The following is a 6601-nucleotide window of genomic DNA, read 5'->3' on the forward strand; positions in this document are numbered from 1 at the left end:
GGTACTGTTTCATAAACTGTGTAAGTGATCAAGAACTTGGGGTACCCCAAGTTCTTGATCACTTTTTTTATAACTTTAAAACACAGTTTAATTATGGACAACGAACAACAACTCACGGATGCTTTTTTAAAGCAACTCAAAACCGGCGACCAGCTCAACAGTTTTTTAGCCCAACTCCAAAAGCGGGGTATTGAAAAAATCCTGGAAGCTGAACTTGATGCACATCTGGGTTATGACAAGCATGAGAAAAGCAGCTCTTCCAATGCCCGTAATGGTACATCAGCCAAACAGGTAAAAACTTCTTTTGGAGAGTCTACCGTTCAGGTACCAAGAGACAGGGATGCTTCTTTTAACCCGATGCTGCTGCCTAAAAGGCAAAATATGGTGGATGGGTTAGAAAACGTCATTGTATCTCTTTACGCTAAGGGAATGAGTGTAAGCGACATTGAAGAGCAGATAAGAGAAGTTTATAATTTTGAAGTGTCTGCTTCCACCATCTCCCGTATTACTGAAACAGTAGCCAATGACGTTATTGCCTGGCAGAACAGGCCCTTGGAGCCGGTGTATTTAATTGTGTGGATGGATGGCATCGTTTTTAAGGTGAGGGAGAATAGTAAGGTCATCAACAAAACCATTTACCTGGCCGTAGGACTCAATAGGGACGGTAAAAAAGAAGTACTGGGTATGTGGTTGGGCAAAAGTGAAAGCGCCGCATTCTGGTTGGGTGTATTAACCGATTTGAAGGCAAGAGGCGTGGAAGATATCCTTATTACAGCTACCGACAATCTCAATGGATTTACACAAACTATCAAGCAAGTGTTCCCTCAATCACAGACACAGATATGTGTGGTACATCAGATCCGTAACTCAGCCAGGTATGTCGTATGGAAAGATAAAAGACAGTTTACAAAGGATATGAAGCAGATTTATGATGCGCCTACCAAACAGGCAGCTAAAGCTTCACTGGAACATTTTGCTTCGCAATGGAACCATAAATATCCATATGCCATTAAATCCTGGGAGGATAACTGGGAGGAACTCACCGTATTTTTTGACTTCCCGCTTGAAATCAGAAAAATCATTTACACCACCAATCTTATAGAAAATCTGAACGGTAAAATAAGGAAGTATACCAAAAACAAATTATCATTCCCGACAGATGAGGCAGTTTTAAAATCTGTATTTTTGGCCCTGAGAGAGGCTACGAAAAAATGGACGATGCCCATACAGAACTGGGGCTTAATCCTAAACCAGTTCTTAACAATATTTGAAAAAAGGGTTCAGCTTTAATAAAAAAGCCAAACCCTAATATTTTACTTACACACTTTATGGGATAGTGTCGAGATAAAATTGTACAGCTCTGCGTAAACTCTGCTCTCTCCTTTCTCTGCGGTGAAAAATCGCTTCCATCTTCGCCAACCATCCAACAACCCATAACCCGGCACCCGCAACTTCTTTACACCGTCATCCCTATCTCGATCCCTTTTATTTTCCTGTAAAGATCCGTTGCATAATTATCCGTCATGCCCGATACATAATCGAGCACGCCCATTACTTTTTCGTAGTTGCTGCCTTCTTTGTAGCGAAATTGTTCGGGCAATAATTTGATGGCTTTATCCTGCGCCTTGCTCACCGCATCTTTTGCCGCGAGCACCGGCGGAATGAAATGCGACAGCAGTTCCGACATCACATTGTACCCTGCATTTTCAATCTCCACCACCGAGCGGTGATTGTAAATGAATTCTACCGACACATCCACTATCTGCCGTATCACCGGGCTCTGCTTGCCGATGCTGTCAAAAATTGACGTGTCGTAATCGCCTGTGAGAATGGCATCGAAGTCGCGGGTATATATTTCTATGGCTTTGCCAATGAGCACACTGATGGCTTTCGCCCGCAGGTAACTTACTTTTTCATTCTTATTTTTTATTTCCTGCAGTCGTGTTTCCAGGCGGGATTTGTCATCAGCCCCAAGGCTTACAATGAGGTCTACCAGTAATTGCAGGCAAAGATGACTTTCTACGATCGACAAACGATGGGCATCTTCGAGGTCGATGATGTGATAACAGATATCGTCGGCCGCTTCTACCAGCCACACAAAAGGATGGCGCTTGTACTGCACCGGCGAATCTGCTTCTTTGATCATGGAAGTATTGGCCGCCATTTCTTCAAACACGTTTATCTCCGATTGAAAGAAGCCGAATTTTTTGCGGTGCAATATCTTCTTATTCTTTGCCGACGACTGGCAGGGATATTTGGCTATCGCCGACAAGGTGGAGCTGGTAAGGTTGAAGCTGCCACCCGATTTGCCGTTCTGCTGCTGCGTGAGTACGCGGATGGCATTGGCGTTGCCTTCAAAATTGATGAAGTCTTTCCATTCGTCTTCCGAAAATTTTTCTTTCAGTTCACCCTGGTGTTTGATGAAATAACTGGCGATGGCATCTTCGCCGGAATGCCCGAAGGCGGGGTTGCCAATATCATGGCAAAGGCAGGCTGCCGCGATGACGCTATCAAGACTGTATTTGTAAAACTCTTTGCTTTCGTCTGTAAGATCTGCGTCAAATTTTTGTGCTATGAAACTTCCCGCCAGCGAACCCAGCGAACGCCCTACCGACGCCACTTCCAGCGAATGTGTAAGCCTGTTGTGTACAAACACGCTGCCGGGCAATGGAAATACCTGCGTCTTATTCTGCAACCTGCGGAAGGGGGAAGAAAAAATAATGCGGTCGAAGTCGCGCTGAAATTCGGTGCGCTGATCGGATTTGTGAGAGCCGTTGTAATTGGTTCGGGTAGCCGAGTAAAGTTTGTTAAGATCCATGCGGCAAAAATAACCCTTTTTCGCCATGGGTTGCAACCCATGACGGAGAGAGATTCGACCACTTCGCGTTCGGTGGTGTCGCTTGCCGGGAAGACGGGAAGAAGTAAAAAACAGTTTACGCATTAACAAACTTTATCCATTTTCTTCTTCCAGTCTTCCGGGTGTTTGTGGGGGGATGAAAACCCCGGAGGTTTTTTTTAACCTCCGGGCGTTTGTGGTGGAAGAAAAACCCCGGAGGTTTCTTTTTAACCTCCGGGCGTTTGTGATGGCTCAAACGCTCCGGGGTTGAAGAAAAACCCCGGAGGTTTTTTTACCACTCCAGCAGCTTAATCCCTTCCAGCTTTCCCGTTCCGCCAATGGAGCCCCTGCCGCTGATGAGGCCTATCTTTCCTTCCACGCCTATTTCTACGGTGGTATCCCATACATCTTTTCCTCCGAGGTTACCACCTGCCTCAAGGCCTTCATCGAGTACATTATGGCCGATACCTACTTTCCCTTCCACGCTGGCGATCACATCTTTTACGCCGCCGCGGTCAAATTCAAATTCTATGGCTGCCCCTATTTTCGCTTCCGCCTTCAACGGACCTTTGTGTAAGCCATCGCCTTTTTCTATGGCTATTTTCAATGTGCTTTCCACATATTCATCGCCTTCGGCCCTTTCAAAATTTTCGTAGCGGGTATACTCTATCACTTTAAGGTTGAGCTTCGATATCAGTTTGGTGCAGGTGGTTACAAACTGCCATACCCCCAGGTTGGTAGTGTCCCTTATTTTGCAGGCCACATCATCAAAATCGGCCAGCTTGCCGCGTTTGCCTTTGTCTTCTTCCACACAATCTGAAAAGGTGCCGGCATAATCCATCTCCAGCGGCTGCAGCTCCCTGTTCTTCCTCAGCCAGTCTATCTTGTACGGGATCACGATCATGTTAAACATCAGGTCGTCGGTGGAAGTATACCTTGCATAATAGGCCAGGTCGTTGTACATATGGCGAAACACTTCCAGTTCCTGCACATCAAATTTTTTCCTGCGTTCGTTCAGTTTTTTCAGCCGCCTGTTTACAGCGTCGCGCTGCACGGAGCAGGGTTCTTCGGCTGCAGCATTCAGGTTATTTTTGCGGATTTCGGTCAGGTCATCCTGCAGCTTTTTAAATTCGTCGAGCAGCTTTTTGATCCTGATCTCGTGATAACGCCTCCGCTCTTCCATTGCCAGGCCGGCTTTTTTAGCAAATACCGGTACGCTCACCGTAGGTATGGCCCCGCCATGCATGGCCGCGGCTCCCTGCGCCATTAATTTATCCAGGGAGCTGGCATACTTCTCATTCAGTTCTTTCGCCTGCTTTTGCAGTTGTTCTATCTGCGCATCGCAGTCGGCATTAAATTGCTGCCAGTACGGCAACAACGCATTGATCTGGCTCACGCTCATCGGGTATTCGGGGCGTTCTGTTTTTTCGAGGCCCAGCGGGTCAGCTGGCGGATTAAAGGGCAACCGCACATCTTTCAACTGTGTCTTGTACCCCAGCTGCTTCAGCTTGCCTTCTTTCTCATCGGTGAAAGAATGGCGGATAGATCTTTTTACATTTTCCACCGCACCGGCTTTATCGCCCTTGCTCTCTTTTATCAACCCTTTGGTAAGGTTGGCCTGCGCATGAAAGGGATACAGGGCAATGGCGCTGTCGAGATATTTACTGGCTTTATCGATGTCTCCCAGGCCAAACCATGCCTGTCCCAGGTTGTTGAGCACCGTACTGTTTTTCGGAAATTTTGCATTGAGATTATTCAACACCGGGATGGCGAGGTGCTGCCCACCCTGCATCGACAGCATCGAAGCATAATTGCTGATGTTGTCTGTCTGCTTCGGATCATCCACACACACTTTGCCCAGTATATACAGTGCCAGCTGCGGCTTTCCGGCTATCCAGAAGCCGGCGGCGATGTTGCCCGCTTCCGATGAATTCTTCGTATTCAGCCGGATATATTCGTATACCTTATCGCCTGCTTTCACTAGTTCGGGGTTCACGGCGCCCATCAGTTTTTTCTGGATGGCGGCAATGTAGGTAAGCAGCCGCGAATCGGGCACCCCGGGGGCGATGGCTGCAATGCGTGCCGCATCTTTTTTAGGTACCATGCGGGTGTCGTCGCCCCAGGCTTTGGCCAGTTGTTTGTCGGAAATACCCTGCAGCGCCTTGTCCGCTTTTTTTACACCGGGCACTTTCATGCCCATGCTGTCCATGAATTTTTTGTCTTCAGGATCCATCTCCTTCATCATGTCATCCATCATCTTCTGCGCATCTTCCAGCATTTTGTTCATCTCTTTTTTGACAGGCGCTTTTTGTTTGGGCTTTTGCTGCGCTATGGTTTTAGCTGCGCAAAAAGATAGCAGGAGTAAGGCGAATAAATATTTCATAACGTTAATGTTTATACGAAGCTTCAACACTCCCGTTTGTCAGTATGGGGCTGTAGAAGGCAAATTCTAATCCTATGAGCAAGCCTTCGCCAGGCTCAGGCTTACAGACGGTTTGGGCAGTTTCGTTGCGATTAATTCTACTTCTTCACCAATATATTGCTGATGTAATAACTGTTCTTCTCATTCACATAAAAGTTGAAACTCTTCAGGTTCATCCCGCCGTTGAATGCGGTGCCGCAATCGTATACCTTATTGTTGTTGCACAAAATGGTAGCGGTGCCCCCTTTCTTTTTAAAGGTGATGGTTACTTTATTGATGGGTTTGCTGCCCGTGAAATCGGGGAGGGACTAATAGTTGCCGATCTTGCAGCCCGAAGAGGGCATGGTGAGCATCACCCATCCGGCGGCGTCTTTTCGGTTCATGTCGCCGGGCGATACATCTACCGCAAACGTTTTATCGCCCTGGCCCGAGCCAAATTTCAGGTCGAGCCGTATGCCGGGCGTACCCCAGGGTACATCGCCTTTTTGCACCATCACATCAAAGCTGAATTCAAAATCGCCGCTTATGGTATTGAATTGTCTGGGGGCTGCATTTTTCTGCAGCTTCAGCCATTTTCCACCAATGCCGGCCACTTCCTTCACGCCTATCGTTTCGCCCGACTGGTTGCGTTCGTTCGTCCAGGCGGCGGGGGCCGCATCGATGGCTACCCCTGAAAAATCTTCATAAAATGCGATGGACCTGTCTGCCGCATATTTCTTCGCCGTTTCGGATAAAACAGCCGGGGCCTGGTTATTATTTTTCTCCTCCGCGGCTACATACGCATGAGGCTGATAAGGGGTTATCACTTTATCGTTCCCAAAATAATAATCGTATACATAATCGTAATTGAAGCGGTTGATAAAGTTGTCCATCAGTTCTGTATTTCCTGCATCGGCTTCGTTTATCATGGCTTCCATCCGGAAGACAATCCATTGCGGGCCACCGGTGGCGCAGGCTTGCTTCACGCCTTTTTTGAGGCGGAGCAGCGCATAGTTGGAAGAGCCGTAATCCCGTTCTTTACTTTCGGCTTCAGTCTTCAGCCAGGTGATGGGTTTGCCCGCGTCTATATTGGCCAGGTCTATCATATCTGCATTTTCGTGCAGGCCGCGGAAGTAGGCAAACTTATCGTGATAGTCTTTAAATTGTTTTTTGAGTTCCTGCAGGCCAGCTTTGGCTTTTTCCATCAGGTCGGGCAGCTGGCTGCCGCCATTTTTGGCAAGGCTGTACATCGTGGGCAGCCTGCTTTCGAGGCGGGTGAGAAATTCGCCGATGGTCACCTGTTCAAAAGGCAGTGGCTGCCTGTCTTTCGTCATCACTATTACATAAAATGCGCCCCTGCCCGA

At 47.6% G+C, this 6601-nt stretch carries 5 protein-coding genes; 1 reads left to right on the forward strand and 4 read right to left on the reverse strand.

What is annotated here, in order from left to right; all coding sequences use genetic code 11:
• The first annotated feature begins 93 nt into the window (after positions 1-93).
• Positions 94-1290, forward strand: coding sequence for an IS256 family transposase (locus tag EGI32_RS17460; RefSeq protein WP_255155253.1), 1197 nt, complete (start codon positions 94-96; stop codon positions 1288-1290).
• A gap of 166 nt (positions 1291-1456) precedes the next feature.
• Here EGI32_RS17460 and dgt read toward each other — a convergent pair whose 3' ends face one another.
• The 4 genes from dgt to EGI32_RS17480 form a co-directional block, all read right to left on the reverse strand.
• Positions 1457-2818 carry a dGTP triphosphohydrolase gene (dgt, locus tag EGI32_RS17465; RefSeq protein WP_255156643.1) on the reverse strand — a complete coding sequence of 454 codons (1362 nt, stop codon included), beginning with the start codon at positions 2816-2818 and terminating at the stop codon, positions 1457-1459.
• A gap of 310 nt (positions 2819-3128) precedes the next feature.
• The gene (locus EGI32_RS17470; protein WP_255156644.1) at positions 3129-5219 is read right to left on the reverse strand and encodes a M48 family metallopeptidase; all 2091 of its coding nucleotides are present in this window, start codon (positions 5217-5219) and stop codon (positions 3129-3131) included.
• A gap of 137 nt (positions 5220-5356) precedes the next feature.
• A complete protein-coding gene (locus EGI32_RS17475; protein ID WP_255156645.1) occupies positions 5357-5485 on the reverse strand; it encodes a hypothetical protein in 129 nt (42 codons plus the stop codon).
• Between the two features lie 81 nt (positions 5486-5566).
• A partial coding sequence (locus EGI32_RS17480) for a hypothetical protein (RefSeq protein ID WP_255156646.1) occupies positions 5567-6601 on the reverse strand: 1035 nt, incomplete at its 5' end.

This window comes from Ferruginibacter sp. HRS2-29 (assembly GCF_024343615.1).
In the GTDB taxonomy this organism is placed as follows: Bacteria; Bacteroidota; Bacteroidia; order Chitinophagales; family Chitinophagaceae; genus Ferruginibacter.

Excerpts from the sequence above, each read along its gene's own strand:
- EGI32_RS17460 (WP_255155253.1), top strand. The coding sequence starts at position 94 with ATGGACAACGAACAACAACTCACGGATGCTTTTTTAAAGCAACTCAAA.
- EGI32_RS17470 (WP_255156644.1), bottom strand. The coding sequence starts at position 5,219 with ATGAAATATTTATTCGCCTTACTCCTGCTATCTTTTTGCGCAGCTAAA.
- dgt (WP_255156643.1), bottom strand. The coding sequence starts at position 2,818 with ATGGATCTTAACAAACTTTACTCGGCTACCCGAACCAATTACAACGGC.